Here is a 14,737-nt window from a genome sequence, read left to right as displayed (position 1 = left end):
GTCCGACGGATAGTATTGCCAGACCTTCCGTTCAGATGTCTCCGTGTTTCGAACCAGCGTTGATCGGTGGGGTGTACAGCTGCCTCGCGAGTGTGATCATGGCTTCGACGCTCTGAGACTGTTTTATGGCAGCTGGCCAGATGAGGGAAACGGGAACGCTGCGCACCGCGGGGTTTATAGGTCGAACTGCGAGTGGTCGCCCTTCATAGGATTGGTTGGAGGCTGGTTGCTGCACGAGGATGGCGTAACCCATTCCGCGTCCTACCAGCGATCTGGTCACTTCGTAATCCAAGGTCCTGAACCGGATGTTTGGGTCCAGACCCGCGCTGGAGAACATCATCATCGTGTTTTCGCGGCTGGGGTAGACGTCCAAGAGAATCATCGGCTCGTCAGCGACATCCTCCAAGCGCAGCGTCGGGTAAATGGCGAGTGGATGGTCAGCGGCCAAAACGATGGCCGGCGAAGTGTCGAAGAGCCGTTGGCCCCGCAGCCCATTGGGCAGTGACAGGTCGTAGGCGATGGCCAAGTCCAACGTTCCGGACTTGAGCCCTTCCTGCACGTCTGATTGCGGGCCGACGAAAAAGTCGAGGTCGACGTAGGGGTGCCGCTTACTGTAGTTGTCGATGAGCGCTGCCAGTACGGTAGGCGCCAGTGTCCCGTAGCAGCCCAACGTCAGGGACCCGCGTAACTCAGCTCCGGCGTCGGCGGCGTGAAGCTCCAAATCGGTGGCCGCATGGAGCAGCCCTTTGGCGCGGTCCAGGACGTAACGTCCGGCCGCGGTCAGTGCCACGCCGTGAGCCTTGCGCCTTATGGTCAGCTGCGTTCCGAAGGCGTGCTCAAGTGCGTTGATTGCTCCTGCGACTGCCGATTGCGAAATGAGCAGGGTGTCCGCAGCTGCGGTCATGGTGCCGTGTTCCGCCACGCTGACAAATATTTCGAGCTGCCGAAGTGTGTATCGAGCCACCTTTTGCCTCCTCGCTAAAACCGTGGATATATCGCAGATACTTGTACTTTACCGGGGATGTGTTCTGTTCCACACTGAGTTCAGGCAAAGTTGCCCACGACTTCAGGAGACCAATGATGATCACCCAAGGAACCCCAAAAGCCCCAGGCTGCCCGTTCACTGGGGCGCTCCCCGAAGATACAGCGGAGCGGAATGCCCTGCTTGCCTCAGTTCCAGCAGACCACGTTGGCGCCTCAGATTCCCCAACTGCCGAGGCACTCATTGAGGCCCCTCTAGCAGACTGGGTATCCATTCCCGATCTGTACAGCAACCCGTTCCCTATTTACCGGCGCATGCGTGAAGAGGCACCAGTGCACTGGGTGCCGGCAGTGAACCGCTACATGGTCACAAGCTACGCTGCCTGCCACACCATAGAACAGGACGCGGACACTTACTCCGCCAACGAATCCGGTTCACTCATGAAGCGGGCCATGGGCCACTCAATGCTGCGCAAAGACGACCCGGAGCACAAAGTGGACCGGGACTCATACGGCAGCACGCTGCGCCCCGGAACGATCAAGAATCATTGGGCGTCGATCTTCGAAAAGAACAACACCAAGTACCTGGACGAGCTCGCCGCCAAGGGTCCGGGCGCTGATTTCGTCTGGGACTACGCCGCTCCCTACGCGGCAGAAAACCTCAGGCTGATCTGTGGCTTCCACAACTCCACCCAGGAGGACTTCCAGCGCTGGAGCCAGACGATGATCGATGGCACCGGCAACTATGCCGACGACGCCTCCGTCTGGACCAAGAGCGAAGCATCGTCCAAAGAGGTAGACGCGGCCATTGATGACATGATCCCGTACCTGCGCAAGAACCCCGATCCATCGCTGCTCTCAGGGCTGGCGTCCATGCCTATTCCGCTGGAGTCGATCCGGGCCAACCTCAAGATGACCATCGGCGGGGGCCTCAACGAGCCCCGCGACGTGCTGGCCACAACGGTCTGGGCCCTGCTGAGCAACCCGGACCAACTGGCCGACGTCCTGGCTAACCCAAAATTGTTTTCGGTCGCTTTCGAAGAGTCTGTCCGCTGGGTCGCGCCCATCGGGATGTACCCGCGGCAGACGACCCGCGAAACAGTCCTCGAAGGTGTGCGCCTCCCCACCGGCGCACGGCTGGGCGTCGTGCTCGGCGCCGCAAACCGCGATCCTGCCGTGTTCACCGACCCGGACACGTTCAACATCCACCGGCCAAAGAAGCCGCACCTTGGCTTCGGTGGAGGCGCACACTTCTGCGCCGGGACCTGGGTCGCCCGTGCCCAAGTGGCTCAAGTAGCGATGCCCGCGCTCTTCGACAAGCTGCCTAGTCTGCGGCTGGACCCTGATAACCCCTCTATCGACGCCGGCTGGGTATTCCGGGGACTGACCAAAATGCCAGTCCTGTGGAACTGAAACCCAGCCCTACCCAGCACTCCAAGGAAGAATCATGCCAACCATCACTTTCGTACAGCCCACCGGAAAATCCGACATCGTCTCCGTGGAAGAAGAGACGTCTCTCATGCGAGCTGCGGTCACCAATGGCGTAGAAGGCATCGTCGGCGAATGCGGCGGCCAAGCCATGTGCGCCACCTGCCACGTGTATGTTCGCCCCGAATTCGAGGACGCCCTGCCCGGTCTCAGCAACGACGAAGACGAAATGCTCGACTGCACCACGGCAGAACGGACAAGCCAGTCCCGCCTCGGATGCCAGGTGAGTGTCGGCGCACACCTTGACGCAATCATCGTCGACATTCCCACGGACCAGGTCTAAACCATGGGAGTAATCATCATCGGAGGCGGCCAAGCCGGCATCCAAACGGCCGACTCCCTCCGTTCCGGCGGATATACCGACAGCATTACCATCCTCGCCGAGGAAGGGTGCCTGCCTTATCAGCGCCCGCCACTGTCCAAGGACTACCTGGCTCCGGGCGGGAGCCCCGTGCCCCTGCCACTGCGGCCGGCCTCCTTCTACACCGACAACGACATCGACCTGCGCAGCGGTGTCCCCGCAACGGACATCGACCGGGACAACAAGACCGTCACCATCTCGGACGGGACTGCGCTTCCCTACGACCACCTTGTCCTGGCCACTGGTTCCCGCAACCGTCAACTGACCTGTCCCGGAGCGGAAGCGACAGGCATTCACAGCCTGAAGACTCTGCGGGACGCAGAAGAACTGCACGCCGCTCTCACTCAAGCGCGGGACATCGTCGTCATTGGAGCAGGATTTATTGGCCTGGAATTCGCCGCAGCCGCAAGAGCCCACGGATGCTCCGTGACTGTGTTGGAATTTGCCTCCCGCCCCATGGCCCGGGCCCTGACCCCTGCTATGAGCGAGTGGTTTACCGACGCGCACCAACGAAACGGTATCGAGCTTCGCCTGGGTGAAGGCATCAGTCGTTTCGAGGCTGGCCCTGATGGCGGAGTTTGTGCCGCCCACTCCACCACAAATCGGCGTTACCCGGCTGACCTCGTTGTTGTCGGTGTGGGCGTCATCCCCAACGACGAGATTGCCGCCAGGGCCGGACTGGAAACAAACAACGGCATCGTGGTGGACCAGTCCCTGAAAACTTCAGACCCTTGGATATTGGCCATCGGCGACTGCGCCAACTACCCGAACCCCCATACCCGGACCAGAACCCGGCTCGAGTCGGTCCAGAACGCAGCGGCGCACGGACGTCACGCAGCACAGGTCGTCCTTGGCGCATCGGACCACTACGAAGAAACACCTTGGTTCTGGTCAACACAGGGCACACTGCGGCTGCAAATGGCCGGAATGTCCAGCGCCGATGACACAACCACACTCATCGGCGACCCCGCTACAGCAAAATTTTCGGTCCTCTGCCACCGGGACGGCCAACTCGTAGCAGTCGAATCCGTGAATGCCGCAGCAGATCACATGGCTGCCCGGAAACTTCTAACAGCAGGCCTGGGACCATCACCCGAAGAAGCCCAGGTTCCAGGTTTCAGCCTGAAAGCCCATACAAACAGGCTCTGCTAAACCCCGCATAGCATTCCCCATCAACACCACCCTCACCCAACGCAGGAGAAACCATGCCCAGTGCATCAACCGACGCCGCGGCGAAAAAGACGCAACGACGCGTCGCCTTCGCCACCATCGTCGGAACCACCATCGAGTGGTACGACTTCTTCATCTATGCCACAGCCGCCGGTCTCGTCTTTGCCCAAGTGTTCTTCGCCCCTGCGGGGGAATCGATCGGGCTTTTGCTGGCATTCGCATCCGTGGGGATAAGTTTCCTCTTCCGCCCGCTCGGAGCCTTCCTAGCCGGGCACTTTGGCGACCGCATCGGCCGTCGACCCATGCTGGTCCTCACACTCATCCTGATGGGAGCCGCCACCACACTCATCGGTATCCTCCCGACCTACGAAACTGCAGGAATCCTGGCCCCCGTCATGTTGCTGCTCCTCAGAATTCTCCAAGGCATCTCGGCAGGCGGCGAATGGGGAGGCGCTGTTCTCATGGCCGTCGAGCACGCCCCACGCAATGGCCGTGGCCGCGCCGGAGCTTTCCCCCAACTAGGCGTACCGCTGGGCATGCTCCTGGCCTCCGGAGTCACCGCCGTCATGACCGGATGGGTCTCCCCCGGAACAGCCTTCATCGAATGGGGCTGGCGCGTGCCATTCCTGCTCAGTATCGTTCTGATCGCCGTCGGATACATGGTCCGGCGCGCCGTCGACGAATCCCCCGTATTCCAGGAGATCGCCACCAAAAAGCAGCAAACCAAAGTCCCGGCCGCCGAACTGTTCCGCAAACACTGGATACTGGTCCTGCTCGCCGCACTTGTCTTCGCAGGAAACAACGCAGCAGGCTACATGGCTACAGGAGGATTCATACCCAGCTACGCCACCAGTCAAGTAGGCCTGGACCGCACCGACGTACTCCTTGCGATCACCTTCGCCGCTGCCATGTGGTTCCTCTTCACACTTCTCTCGGGCTACCTCGCCGACAAGATCGGTCGCAAACGCACCTACTTGATCGGCTTCGGATCCCAGGCACTCATGGTCTTCCCGCTGTTCTGGCTCATCGACACCGGTTCGCTGCCCATGCTCTACCTCGCGCTAGGCCTGTTCACCATCGGTCTGGGACTCAGCTACGGGCCACAGGCAGCCTGGTACAGCGAAATATTCCCGGCCTCAGTGCGCTTCTCCGGAGTATCCATCTCGTACGCGATCGGGGCCATCCTCGGAGGGGCATTCGCACCAACCATTGCCCAAGCACTCATACAATCCACCGGAAGCAGCGCGGCGGTTTCGCTGTATCTGCTCGGCATGACCATACTGTCTGTCATTGCGGTACTGATCCTGCGGGACAGGCCAGGCATAGACCTCTCGATCAACAACCAAGCCGAGCAAGAAGTCGGAGCCACCATCTTCGACCAGCGCCGGGAACGGGCCTACGACAAAGCGACCATCTAGCGACATAGAGCACACCAAACCCTGCGGGCTCTCCACACTATGCCGGGAGCCCGCAGGGCTTTGTAAGGTTGCAGTACCTGGACCCGATTCGCGGGGTTTGCCATGATGCAACTCGTGAGCTCGTTCTCCCGACCGTGTTTGACGACCTCTGCAGGGAGGCCGAGGAATTTGATGGCCCCGCGCTGACACGTAAGCGGACCAGGAGTCGTTGCCCGAGGGCCAGGGGCGAGAGCTGGCCCGGCAGGAGTTGGGCCTGAACCGCCGCTTGGACCTGAAGCGTCGCGTCCACGAGCCTTGGGTCGCGGACTCCACGTCCCTGACAGCCCTCGAATAGCCGGAGCAAGTACGGCCCGGTGATGAGCTGCGAATGTTCAAGGGTCTTCGGGTCTGCGCCGTGGGAACCGTACTCTGGGTCGAGCAGGCGACCTTGCCGATGCCTGGCGATGAACAGGAACAGCTGCTGGGCTGGCTCGCCGACCCGCTGGACGAAAGACCATGAAGGTCAAATACAGTCCGGTCCTCACCCACGACGAACGGACAACACTGGAGCCAATTTCATGGTTGACGATCGACGCTGAGTACCACGTCGTCTCACAGCTCGCTCATGCAGGCCGCCGTGTTGACCTGCAGCGTCTCACCGACAACGGTCACAGTCTTGCCTGGTTCGACTCCACGGCGTTCATCACCGTGGATGGAAGCGTGCCTGAAAGTTGGGAGGCCCGCATCCATGAGGGCGTCATGCCGGTGTTCGCAACCGCCACCTGACAGGTGCCCGGGTTCTGGGAGGACTAATACGACGGCGACCCCGCCGCGCAGAGGCGGTCAGGCAGGAACTCAAGAAGATCATCGGTGGCACACCCTTTCCGGATGTGCGTGACCTGCATGGTCCCCTGACCTAACTGGAACTGTGCTCCGCTGCGGAGCTCATCTTGGGAAATTCCGGTGCAAAATTCGCCCGGGCCCTGCTGTGCGTGCTGGAACCGCTGGGTGACGAGGAATCCGGATCCAACACAGCCGACTGGTTCGCCGGAGTCGTTTGGGACATCTGGTGACATCGCTGATGGATAGGCCAGGCACTCATTCCGGCAGCTCGCCGGCGGCAATCCTCTCGGCGGTCAGAGTGTACGCCGCAATGATGTAGTCCTCGACATCCGCGGCAGCAATGCGCCAGATGTTTCTACCTCCAACCTGGATGCCGCGCAGATCCCCGGCTTTCGGCAGCGTCCTGATCTGGCTCACGGAGATATTGAGTTCCTGGGCGACCTGTTCAATAGTCAGGAACCGGCGCTTCTTCTTTTTGTCGGACACCCGTCCATCCTTAAAACCGTCCGGCTGCGTAGACCCTTAAGAGAAGCAATGAGCAGTTATGCTAGTCGTTGGATTTATTGTTCTGGGTTGGGGGCCTTGCATGGGAATTGCTTTTGATGACGGCGCGGCCGACGCGCTGATCACTGCCGCGAACTCCGCCGACGAGGTTCTGCGTGCCGAGGGAGGCTTCCTGAACGGGGCCGTGGAGCGGGCAGTGCAGGACTTCATCGGCGGCTACGGGCGTCTGTTCACGGACGCCTGCGGCATCAGGTCCGATGATCGCGGCAAGCTGGCAGGTGTCCTCGCGGCTCTGGCCGAGGACGTCGGCGAGGCCAAGCACAGGGCACAGCAAGAGAAAACCCGGCAAAAGAACATGGAAGCCTGGCAGCAACGCGACAACATCCGCAAACAGCACCTGCTCTCCGGGAACATCGCAGAAGCATCCGCGACAGTCGCCACCATGGTCCTGGACCCGATGCCCGAGAGCACGCCAGTCCCGCCACCGGCTGTTTCAGCTGCTTTCTCCGCGCGGGACCGGCCCCGGTTCGCCGGCGGGCCGGGAACCGGAACCACCTCGGCTGATCCGGGCAAGCTGCGCGGCTTCGCGTCAGTGTCCCGGACTGCCACGAACACCTTGAACTCACACTTTGTCGCAGTCCGGAATGCCTGGAGCGGTTTCACAGCATCGTGTTCCTGGGTGACCATCGAGACTGAGTCGTTTGTTGCTGGTTTTGAGCGGCTGCTCGCCGCGAACGCAGCAGACGCCGATTGGATAGAGCAGGTCGCCACTGCATTCGAAACAGCCGGCAGCGGCGCTATAGCGGACAGCATGCTCAACGGGCTCTTCATCCAGTACGCAGCACCAAACCAAGTGGGCCTGAACGACATCGGAACCATGAGTGCAGCGCAACTGAAGGTTTGGCTGGGTAATGGTGGCAGCGCCAGGCCGCGGGAACTCCTGACCCAACCAGGACTGGACCCCGTAGCGACAGCCACGTGGTGGTCTGGTCTCGGCCACACCGTCGAGCCTGCCACTGGGAAAGTCACCGTCGGTGAAGAACAGCAGCTCCTGATCGATGAACTTCCGGACGTTTTAGGGAACCTGAACGGTGTCACCGCGACAGCCCGGAACCTTGCCAACCGCAAAAAGTTACTGCAGATGCACGACCGCTGGAAAAAGTACCGCGACGAGCACGGCGGAAAAGTCGATGAAGGCTCCCAGGAAGGCATGGTCAACAAAGTCTGGGAATCGCTCTACGACAGCGAGGGCAGGCCGAAAACCAATCCTCAGGATCCATCCGACATCCGGCAACTGATCAGCTTCGCTCCCTTTGGTCTCGGGACAGGTTCGGAGACCGGGTTCGGTGCATCTATTTCCGTGGGAGACCTCGATGCCGCCAAGCACGTCAGCTACCAGCTCCCCGGGCTGGACACCACCATCGGCAAAGACGTGGCATCCAAGACCAAACAGGCCAAGGATCAAAGGCTTGATCAGCGTGCCCTCGCCTCACGTAATGGAATTGATCCTGATCGAATCGCTGTTGTTGCCTGGATTGGTGTTGAGCCGGCCCAGGGTCTGGGTGTGTTCAGCAATGACCAGGCAAAAGTCGTGGGTCCTGCTCTTCGCAACGACGTGACAGGGTTCAACGCCGTTCATCAGAACCTCGAGAACACTGCCAGGACAACAGCAGTCGGGCACTCCATGGGTTCCCTCGGGGTCATGGAGGCGGCAAAAACCGGGCTGCCTGTCGATAACCTCGTTCTCGTCGGTGACGTTGGTGCCCCTGATAACGTGACCTCCGTGAACGATCTCCATCTGAACCCCGGCGGCACCGTATACCGGGGAACCTACGACTGGGACCACATAGCCAAGGTCGGGCATGGGCTCGGCTGGCAGCGTAGAAGTACCGAAGACCCCGGATTCGGTGCCGTCACCTTCGGCACGAACGGCACCACCGCGCCCGATGGCACCGTTGAGAACCCCACCAAAACCCACGACGGACAGACCGGCGGCAAGGACGGCGTCTATGGATATTTTGATCGCGGCACAGAGTCAAGCAGCAATCAAGCCAAGATCGCCTTGGGCTTGAGTGACCAACTTACGAATGTGAAACGATGATCACCATGTCTTCGCGAAGATTTCTCATCCAAGGCCTTGTCGTTGCCATCCTCGCTGCCCTCACTGGGTGTGGAACTACGCCGAGCACCAACCCACCTACCAGTACCGCGGAGCAGACTATGGGACCAGAACAAGCCCGCACGGAATACCTCGACATCTTCACACAAATTCAAGCTCTCGCCCCTGGCGACTGGACGAAAGTTGCACCAGAGGCACCGGGGGATGTCTGCGATCTGCCCCAGGGCATTGAAGGGACTCAATTCAGCTTTGACAGTACACGCAGCGTGATCTCAGAAGATCAGGCTGAAGCCATACATAAGACGCTAAAGGAAGTCTTTGAGAGCAAAGGGCTAAGAGTTGTACAAACCCAGCCCTCGGGAGCGAACCGAGACCAGACGACCACAGGCTTTGGCGATGGCAAGTTCTCCATGCAGCTTGGAACGAGCAGCTTCGGCACCACGCTCGGCGGCAACACCCGATGCGCGCCGGATCCCGAGGGCCAATTCCGGTAGCAAGCAGTGACCAACAAGGTCCACCGGTACTGGCGCGTCCTTTCCACCAGTGCCGTCCTGCTGCTGCTCGTGTCCGGATGCGCCCCCGCGTCTCCGGGCAAAGGCACTGATACTGCCCCATCACCCTCTCAAACCACCGCAACGAAGAGACTTCCCGATGACGGGAAAGGGGCAACCATGACACCGGGAGAGGCCAAAACGGAGTTCTTCGGACTCCTCGACGAGATCCAAGCGATGGCACCGGGCGATTGGACCAATAAGGATGTTCCGGCAGGTGGCTACTGCAGCTTCCAGGGAACCGGAAACGGCAAGTCGTTCGCTGGTGCGCGGACCATGGGACCCCTCAGCGCCACCGAGCGGGAGACACTTCGGCAGAAAGTCGAACATTTCTATGAGTCCCGCGGGTACAGCGTAAAGGTCTTTGATCAATCTACGACCACAAACAAGCTCATCATGACTAATGGTTTTGGACCAGATGGCTTAGTTATCCAGCTCTACACGGGCGACCTTGGCACAGTAGTCGATGGCAATAGCCGCTGCGTTCCTGATCCGCAGAGCCAGGGATAGCCGAGCTGACCATGACGTGCCGGGCCACAGTGAGCCCTGGTCGCAGATGACAGCAGAGCCACAAGCTAAGCCACGATGACTTACAGTGATCACGTGCCAGATCTTGAACTCCTCGGCTTCCATGAGAACGCTGCAACTCCTGTCGGAGTCACCCCCCCGCGCAGCTCTGACCCTTGGTCATGTTCTCGTTGGCATGGGCGCGGACCACGATCCAGTTGTGCAGCTGGAAGACATCCTGGTCATCCGGCACACCTTCAGCCCTAGCGATCCCCAGGCTTTGCGAGGCCCCGAGGACCTGACGCCCGAACGCGTTCTTACCTACACCCGGGAGCAGAGTGTCTTGCCGCGCAGTTTCCCTGCCGTCCCACCGCGATACTGGATCATCCTTGCCGCCGACGGCCAAAAACGATCGCGACTGTGGGGTGCCTTCGAGAACCACGGCGAAATCATCGCTGAACGTACTACGTCTGAGCGGTATTTTGATCTGCGACCCTCCGACTTTCTCGCGCCGTTGAACGACCGGCTCGTCATCGAATGGGACAATCCCCCGCAGCTGGCACCGATGGGCCAGCGCAAACACCGCTGGCCCATCCCCCTCTCTCCAGGCACGAGCCCAGGCCGGCTGGAATCGACGCATGATCTCGATGTCATGTTTCGCTCGTTCCCCCTACCCATGAAGAGGTGTAGGACAACCACGACCTACGGGACGACCAGAGAAAGGAGACGTACAACCCCCATACACTGCCAGCGGAGGGCCACCCAGCCACGGCTCTGAACCCGCTCTCCACAACTGAACAGGCCAACCGGCGGCCAGGCACATGCCGGCACCACATCAGAGGCTCCTGTCAACAATTGTCAACACGTTAAAGCAAAAACCCCTCCGACGAGGGGGTATGCCGTGCCCGAGGTGGGACTCGAAGGCGATTCCGGGCCTTGGGAACACTGGGAAGTGGCGGAAACATGCGGAATCCGGGGCAGTCCGGCAGCTGTATGAGGCAGTCCGGGGCGGGAAGTGTGGACATTGTCCACACTTTTCTTTGCCTGGTGGCGACCATCCCCGCGGCCGTAGCTGGGCATGAAAGCTCGAGCCAAAGCACCGTTGTCGTGGGTGGCGCCGAAGCAACAAATACAGTCATCCGGTTCGCCTCCTTTCATATACTTCATGACATTCCGTTCCCGGAAGCACATGACAATAGTCAGCGAACCTGAGTTCCTCTTCGAGACGCCAGTTGGCGCCTCTAGTCCGCCACGAATCTGGAGAGTGAACGAAAGGCTTCGGGTGCCGCCTGCGCTTAGCTTCATCCCGAGTACGACCTACCGTCGTGCACCTGAAGCAGCGACGCCACCTAGCCGTGACACTTCACTGGCAGCGCCCAACTTGTAGACGGGAACTTCAATTTACTTTACCTCCTTAAGTTAATAACTTAGTGTGGTCCGAAGGTGATGCGCCGTTGCATCCCCCGAGAAGACAGGACCACATTGAAATCATCAAGTGAGTTTCTTCGCCGCCTCAGGACATGCGGCCTGACCGTACTCATAGCCGCATTGGCGTCCTCAACAGCTGCGCCGGCCTCGGCAGCGCCTTCGCCGAGCAATTCAGGCCCTCCTGAGCGTGTTTCCATCGTGGATCCCAAGGCAACGCCCCGGACGACCTCATTGTTCGCATATCTGCGATCGCAGCAGGGCAAAGGCATCCTCTTCGGCCACCAGCAGGACACCGAGTTTGGTGTAACGTTTCCAGCGGAGAGCGCCGACGGTTTCCAATCGGACGTCAAAGCAGCTACCGGAGAGCATCCAGCCGTCTTCGGCTGGGATTTTGGCCATGAAGGATACGGTTCTGCCCCCGGCAGCCCCACCCCGGAGGAGAACTTCCAGCACACTGTCGGCTTGGTCAAAGCCGCGGACAAAATTGGAGGCATTCAGACCTTCTCCGCACACATGGACAACTTCGTTACTGGTGGAGCCTTTGACGACACGGATGGTGGCGTGGTCCCGCGGATCATGCCTGGTGGGGATAAGAACAGGGCGTTCACGGACTACCTTGACCGCGTAGCCAGGATCGCAAAGGCCGCTGTTGACGAAAACGGTGAGCCCATCCCGATCGTGTTCCGTCCCTTCCACGAAAACGCAGGATCGTGGTTTTGGTGGGGGGCAGCACACGCCTCCTCTTCCCAGTACATCGAACTATTCCGTTACACCGTGGAATATCTCCGAGACACAAAAGAAGTCCACAATTTCCTCTACTCCTACTCGCCGGGCGGCGGCTTCAGCGGTACTAGTGATGTTTTTCTGCGCACCTACCCTGGTGATGACTTTGTGGACGTCCTCGGGTACGACAACTACGACAGTTCCGGCGGCTCGCAACAATGGCTGGATGGGCTCGTAGCTGATCTGGGCATGATCTCGCGCCTAGCCGATGAACGGGGCAAAGTGGCAGCACTGACAGAAGTTGGCGTCAGCGGAGCCCTCAAGGCGAACGGGCAGAACGCGGATATCACTTGGTACAGCCATGTGCTGGCAGCCCTCAAATCGGACCCCGGTGCCCGGCGCATGGCGTGGATGTTGACATGGACCAATTACGGGACCGGTCAGTTCTTTGTGCCCTATCCGGCAACCGGAGAGTTGGCGGAGCACGAAATGCTCCCGGACTTCCGTGCCTTCGCGGCGGATGACTTCACGGTTTTCAGCGGAGGGTTGACGAAGAGCGAGGTCTGGCAGCGAAAGGTGAAGGCCGCGGACCATGCACCCGCCATGCACGTGGTGTCCCCGGTTGATGGAGCCCGGATTACAGAGACCAACACAACTGTCCGAGTCCGGGTCAGCGATGCAAAGGCCAAGCACGTATGGTTCACCGTGGGCGCTGACAGAGCCAAACAGCATCTGGCCTATGATGCCGCTTCCGGATTCTTCGCCGGCACCCTGACTGTGCCCGAAGCTGCACTGGCTAACACGCGGACCAGCATCACTGTGACTGCCGAGCTCGCCGGGAAGACCCAGCTCACTGCGCAGCAGCAATTGGTCCTCGGCGCTAAGCCAGCTGCGGCTCCTAGTGTGGTGGACGACTTTGAAACGTATGCCGATGACAGTGAGCTCCGGGCTACATATAGCGCGGTGGGGGCCAACTCCATTTCGCTGTCCGACAGCCCTGTGGGAGGCGGAGAACGGTCGTTGCGCTTCGACTACGACTTCCGCCTACAGAATTACACCGGGATTACCCGCCGTATAGAAGGCGACTGGTCCGGCTTCAACGCCTTGTCCCTGTGGCTGAAGGCGGACGGATCACAGCAGAAACTGGTTCTCCAACTGGTCTGCGGTGGAGTGGCTTATGAGGCGTATCCCTCCCTCGGCGGAACGGAAGGCCAAAACATCAGCATCCCCTTTGCCGATTTCCGGCCGGCACCTTGGGACACGGCCAATGCCGCGCGGCGAATTACGGCCGAGGACCTTAAGGATCTCTCCCAGTTCAACATCTTCATCAACCAGGTTCCCGACGCAAAAACAACAACGGGAACGATCTATATGGATGAACTCAAAGCCGGCTAAACCGACCGCGTGGACACCGGTTGGTTAATGCTGTGTTGGAGCATCAAAGCCGCGGCACCCACCGACGCCGCGTCCGTTACCTGTGTAGCCAAGCGCACCGTGACGCTGTGCTTCAGTGCGGCAAATGCCTCCTCACGGAGTCGTTGTTCCACCACAGGCAAGTACAGCGAACCAGCCGTGGTGAAAGAAGGTCCTGCGAAGGTCACCGAATCCAGATCCAGGATGTTGACCAAAGCCAGGACGGCGTCGGCCACATAGTCCGCGGATTCCTCAATGAGGGCAACTGACAATGGATCCCCGTGGACAGCAGCTGTTGCAATCACAGCGAAATCACTGAAGGGATCGTTGTCATCGGAGAGCTTCACCGTGGTGGTCCGGCCGGCTGATATGGCCTCGCGCGCCCGCTCGGCAACAGCCCGGGGACCAGCCACTTCCTCCAGCGTCAAGCCCGACCGCCGGCCCCCTTGGAAGCGCACGCTTCCCAGGGGACCGGCGTTGGAGCTGGCGCCACGATAGAGCGACCCAGAATTGAGCAAGCCGGCACTGATACTGGCACCCATGTACACGGTGCAGTGAGCTGTCGCATTCGGGATGGCACCGCTCCAGAAATCGCCCATGGCAGCAGCGGTGGCAACATTGTCCAGCAACGTCGGCAAAGCGGAAGCTTTCCTCATGGCCTCCCTTACGGGGAAGCCTTCCCACATAGGCATGCTGGGGGACGAAAGGATGGAACCGGCGTCGAGGTCCAGGGCGCCGGGCGCCACCAGGCCGATGCCCGCCACGATGTTCCGCTCTTGGCCTGCCACTCCCAGCAGTACATTCACATGGCTGGCAACGTCCTGAACGACTTCGTGGGGGTTCCGCGAGCGGGCACCCCGTATTCGTGTCCTGGCGAGGACCGACCCGGCTGCATCCGTCACGAGAATAACAATCCAGTCGGCGCCCAACTGGACACCCACACTGCAGCGTGCACGGGGATTGAGCCCAAGAAGAACGCGGGGTTTACCCTTTGCCCCGGTGAACGTCCGTTCTCCCGTCTCCACGAGCAAACCTTCACCCAAAAGAGCGCGGACCAGGTTGGAAATAGACGCCTGCGTCAGACCGGTTCTTTCAGCCAACTGGACACGGCTGACCGGGCCTTCGGCCCTGACGCGGTCAAGGATCAAGGCCCTGCTGGTGGGTGTAATGGAAGAGGAGGGCAGGACGGTCATGGACGTTTCGGGGCTCGGCTCATGTGCTAAGTATTGCGGGTCGAAGCCATACTTAGCAC

The 14,737-nt window shown here is 60.3% G+C and carries 15 protein-coding genes; 12 read left to right on the top strand and 3 right to left on the bottom strand.

The features are described 5' to 3' along the window. Positions 1-31: 31 nt before the first annotated feature. Positions 32-964, bottom strand: a complete 933-nt coding sequence (locus WBN73_RS14300; protein ID WP_337340567.1) for a LysR substrate-binding domain-containing protein — start codon at positions 962-964, stop codon at positions 32-34. Between the two features lie 113 nt (positions 965-1,077). Here WBN73_RS14300 and WBN73_RS14295 point away from each other — a divergent pair, with 113 nt between their 5' ends. The 8 genes from WBN73_RS14295 (at position 1,078) to WBN73_RS14260 (ending at position 6,470) form a co-directional block, all read left to right on the top strand. After that, positions 1,078-2,394 (top strand): cytochrome P450, encoded by a 1,317-nt coding sequence (locus WBN73_RS14295; RefSeq protein ID WP_337340568.1) that lies wholly within the window; start codon positions 1,078-1,080, stop codon positions 2,392-2,394. Positions 2,395-2,428: 34 nt separating this feature from the next. Next, positions 2,429-2,752: a 2Fe-2S iron-sulfur cluster-binding protein gene (locus tag WBN73_RS14290; protein WP_337340569.1), complete on the top strand. Its 324-nt coding sequence runs from the start codon at positions 2,429-2,431 to the stop codon at positions 2,750-2,752. 3 nt (positions 2,753-2,755) lie between these two features. Continuing rightward, positions 2,756-3,982, top strand: coding sequence for an NAD(P)/FAD-dependent oxidoreductase (locus WBN73_RS14285; RefSeq protein ID WP_337340570.1), 1,227 nt, complete (start codon positions 2,756-2,758; stop codon positions 3,980-3,982). Positions 3,983-4,035: 53 nt separating this feature from the next. Next, the gene (locus tag WBN73_RS14280; protein WP_337340571.1) at positions 4,036-5,418 is read left to right on the top strand and encodes an MFS transporter; all 1,383 of its coding nucleotides are present in this window, start codon (positions 4,036-4,038) and stop codon (positions 5,416-5,418) included. Positions 5,419-5,626: 208 nt separating this feature from the next. Continuing rightward, positions 5,627-5,752 carry a hypothetical protein gene (locus WBN73_RS14275; protein ID WP_280627804.1) on the top strand — a complete coding sequence of 42 codons (126 nt, stop codon included), beginning with the start codon at positions 5,627-5,629 and terminating at the stop codon, positions 5,750-5,752. Positions 5,753-5,785: 33 nt separating this feature from the next. Continuing rightward, positions 5,786-5,917, top strand: coding sequence for a hypothetical protein (locus tag WBN73_RS14270; RefSeq protein ID WP_337455590.1), 132 nt, complete (start codon positions 5,786-5,788; stop codon positions 5,915-5,917). Further along, complete coding sequence (locus tag WBN73_RS14265; RefSeq protein WP_280627803.1) at positions 5,914-6,183, top strand: hypothetical protein; 270 nt, start codon at positions 5,914-5,916, stop codon at positions 6,181-6,183. The genes WBN73_RS14270 and WBN73_RS14265 overlap by 4 nt, the downstream gene beginning before the upstream one ends. Positions 6,184-6,347: 164 nt before the next feature. After that, complete coding sequence (locus WBN73_RS14260; protein WP_280627802.1) at positions 6,348-6,470, top strand: hypothetical protein; 123 nt, start codon at positions 6,348-6,350, stop codon at positions 6,468-6,470. Positions 6,471-6,495: 25 nt separating this feature from the next. Here WBN73_RS14260 and WBN73_RS14255 read toward each other — a convergent pair whose 3' ends face one another. Continuing rightward, positions 6,496-6,726: a helix-turn-helix domain-containing protein gene (locus WBN73_RS14255; RefSeq protein WP_280627801.1), complete on the bottom strand. Its 231-nt coding sequence runs from the start codon at positions 6,724-6,726 to the stop codon at positions 6,496-6,498. Between the two features lie 100 nt (positions 6,727-6,826). On the opposite strand from WBN73_RS14255, the gene WBN73_RS14250 reads away from it, so the two are divergent. The 4 genes from WBN73_RS14250 to WBN73_RS14235 all read left to right on the top strand — a co-directional run bounded on the left by WBN73_RS14250 (position 6,827) and on the right by WBN73_RS14235 (position 13,467). Beyond that, a complete protein-coding gene (locus WBN73_RS14250; RefSeq protein WP_337681317.1) occupies positions 6,827-8,845 on the top strand; it encodes an alpha/beta hydrolase in 2,019 nt (672 codons plus the stop codon). A gap of 119 nt (positions 8,846-8,964) precedes the next feature. Next, positions 8,965-9,357 (top strand): hypothetical protein, encoded by a 393-nt coding sequence (locus WBN73_RS14245; protein ID WP_337340573.1) that lies wholly within the window; start codon positions 8,965-8,967, stop codon positions 9,355-9,357. Between the two features lie 177 nt (positions 9,358-9,534). Then, entirely contained in the window at positions 9,535-9,924 is a 390-nt protein-coding gene (locus WBN73_RS14240; protein ID WP_280627797.1) for a hypothetical protein, read from the top strand. A 1,479-nt stretch (positions 9,925-11,403) separates the two neighbouring features. Continuing rightward, positions 11,404-13,467 carry a glycosyl hydrolase gene (locus WBN73_RS14235; RefSeq protein WP_337455589.1) on the top strand — a complete coding sequence of 688 codons (2,064 nt, stop codon included), beginning with the start codon at positions 11,404-11,406 and terminating at the stop codon, positions 13,465-13,467. On the opposite strand, the gene WBN73_RS14230 is transcribed toward WBN73_RS14235, so the two are convergent. Beyond that, a complete protein-coding gene (locus WBN73_RS14230; protein ID WP_337340575.1) occupies positions 13,464-14,678 on the bottom strand; it encodes an ROK family transcriptional regulator in 1,215 nt (404 codons plus the stop codon). The genes WBN73_RS14235 and WBN73_RS14230 overlap by 4 nt on opposite strands. Positions 14,679-14,737 lie beyond the last annotated feature (59 nt).

Origin of the sequence: Paenarthrobacter sp. CCNWLY172, assembly GCF_037402035.1 — a bacterium.
Taxonomy (GTDB): Bacteria; Actinomycetota; Actinomycetes; order Actinomycetales; family Micrococcaceae; genus Arthrobacter.
This window is presented reverse-complemented; position numbering and strand designations above follow the sequence as displayed.

What these genes read in the sequence shown, in the direction of transcription:
- WBN73_RS14295 (WP_337340568.1), top strand. Translation starts at nt 1,078, where the DNA reads ATGATGATCACCCAAGGAACCCCAAAAGCCCCAGGCTGCCCGTTCACT.
- WBN73_RS14290 (WP_337340569.1), top strand. Translation starts at nt 2,429, where the DNA reads ATGCCAACCATCACTTTCGTACAGCCCACCGGAAAATCCGACATCGTC.
- WBN73_RS14285 (WP_337340570.1), top strand. Translation starts at nt 2,756, where the DNA reads ATGGGAGTAATCATCATCGGAGGCGGCCAAGCCGGCATCCAAACGGCC.
- WBN73_RS14280 (WP_337340571.1), top strand. Translation starts at nt 4,036, where the DNA reads ATGCCCAGTGCATCAACCGACGCCGCGGCGAAAAAGACGCAACGACGC.
- WBN73_RS14270 (WP_337455590.1), top strand. Translation starts at nt 5,786, where the DNA reads ATGTTCAAGGGTCTTCGGGTCTGCGCCGTGGGAACCGTACTCTGGGTC.
- WBN73_RS14265 (WP_280627803.1), top strand. Translation starts at nt 5,914, where the DNA reads ATGAAGGTCAAATACAGTCCGGTCCTCACCCACGACGAACGGACAACA.
- WBN73_RS14250 (WP_337681317.1), top strand. Translation starts at nt 6,827, where the DNA reads ATGGGAATTGCTTTTGATGACGGCGCGGCCGACGCGCTGATCACTGCC.
- WBN73_RS14245 (WP_337340573.1), top strand. Translation starts at nt 8,965, where the DNA reads ATGGGACCAGAACAAGCCCGCACGGAATACCTCGACATCTTCACACAA.
- WBN73_RS14240 (WP_280627797.1), top strand. Translation starts at nt 9,535, where the DNA reads ATGACACCGGGAGAGGCCAAAACGGAGTTCTTCGGACTCCTCGACGAG.
- WBN73_RS14230 (WP_337340575.1), bottom strand. Translation starts at nt 14,678, where the DNA reads ATGACCGTCCTGCCCTCCTCTTCCATTACACCCACCAGCAGGGCCTTG.